This window comes from Frankia sp. AiPs1 (assembly GCF_023716945.1).
Lineage (GTDB): Bacteria > Actinomycetota > Actinomycetes > Frankiales > Frankiaceae > Frankia.
Genome location: NZ_JAMQQF010000920.1, coordinates 1 through 1,473, shown reverse-complemented (window position 1 = coordinate 1,473; position 1,473 = coordinate 1). Strand labels below are relative to the sequence as shown.

General features: G+C 74.5%; 2 protein-coding genes. Both read left to right on the top strand.

What is annotated here, in order from left to right; translation table 11 throughout:
• Positions 1-489 (top strand): tyrosine-protein phosphatase (locus ND748_RS31885; protein WP_251749992.1); only part of this gene is annotated, 489 nt, incomplete at its 5' end.
• Between the two features lie 25 nt (positions 490-514).
• Positions 515-1,375 carry a metallophosphoesterase gene (locus tag ND748_RS31880; protein WP_251749991.1) on the top strand — a complete coding sequence of 287 codons (861 nt, stop codon included), beginning with the start codon at positions 515-517 and terminating at the stop codon, positions 1,373-1,375.
• Positions 1,376-1,473: the final 98 nt, after the last annotated feature.

The window sequence follows — 1,473 nt, the reverse complement described above, 5'->3', positions numbered from 1 at the left end:
GATCTGGCCAGCGTGTTCGACTTCGCCGTCGACCAGCGCGGCAGCCGCCTCACCGCCGCGGTCGTCGCGCTCGCCGCGCCGGGCGCGCTGCCGGCGATCGTGCACTGCAGCGCCGGCAAGGACCGCACGGGCCTGGTCATCGCCCTGGTCCTCGACCTCGCCGGGGTGCCGACCGAGGTGATCGCCGAGGACTTCGCCCTGACGTCCTACTTCCTGCGCGACGAGGCCGCCGCCGCCGTCCTGCGGATGTCGGCCCGAACCTCGGCGGACGGGGCCGCGGTGGCACCGGCCATGCTGGCCAGCCCGCCGGAGCTCATCCTGCGCGCGCTGGACCGCATCCGCGCCGGCTTCGGGGACACCCGCTCGTACCTGCTCGCACACGGCGCGACCCCGCACGCGCTGAACCGCCTGGTCGACGCGCTCCTGGTGCCCACCCACCCGGACGACGACACCTCAGCCACCCCAGCAACCACCCCCGCCGACCGGTAGCAACAGCCTCCGCGGAAGGACCCTCATGTCCAGCTCTCTCGACCCGAGCGACTTCACTCCCAGCCACATCCTCATCCAGCTCAGCGACACCCACATCGTCCGCGAGGGCGAGCTGCTCCACGGTAAGGTCGACTCCCATGCCGGGCTGCGGACGGCCCTCGAGCAGATCGAGGCGTCCACCCTGAAGGTCGGCGCGCTGCTGCTGACCGGCGACCTCGCCGACAGCGGGGACCTCGTCGCCTACCAGCGCCTGCGTGACCTGGTCGAGCCGGTGGCCGAGCGGCTGGGCACGCCGGTCCTCTACGCCGTCGGCAACCACGACTCGCGGGGCCCGTTCCGGGCGGGGCTGCTCGGCACGGAGCCCACCGACGAGGCCTACGACTACGTCCACTGGGTCGACGATCTGCGGATCATCGTCCTGGACACGTCCGAGCCGGGCGAGCACGGCGGCTTCCTCAGCACCGCCCAGTTGCGCTGGCTCGCCGACGAGCTGGCCACCCCCGCGCCCGGCGGAACGGTCCTCGCCCTGCACCACCCGCCCGTGCCGTCGCCGATCTCCATGGTGAACAAGTACCTGCTGGCGGAGCCCGCGAACCTGGCCGACGTGCTGCGCGGCACCGACGTCCGGATCGTCCTGACCGGTCACGCCCACCACTCCTCCGCCGGGGTGATCGGGGGGGTGCCGGTCTGGGTGGCCGGCGCGACCGCCTACAGCGCCCGCACCCTCGGCCCGGCCGACCGGCTGACCGGCATGGTCGGCGGGGAGTACACCCGGGTGGACGTCTACGCCGACGCCGCCGTCGCCACCGCGATCCCGCTGACCCCCACCGAGGTCATCTACGACGTCACCCTCGACGAGATCGCGCAGCTCAGCGCCACCCACTAAGCCCTGCGGCCACAACGCGAGCCCGTGGGGGGGGGGGGGGGGGGGGGGGGGGGGGGGGGGGGGGGGGGGGGGGGGGGGGGGGGGGGGGGGGGGGGGGG

Bases quoted from the DNA above. Each gene is read 5' to 3' on its own strand.
- ND748_RS31880 (WP_251749991.1), top strand. From the start codon at position 515: ATGTCCAGCTCTCTCGACCCGAGCGACTTCACTCCCAGCCACATCCTC.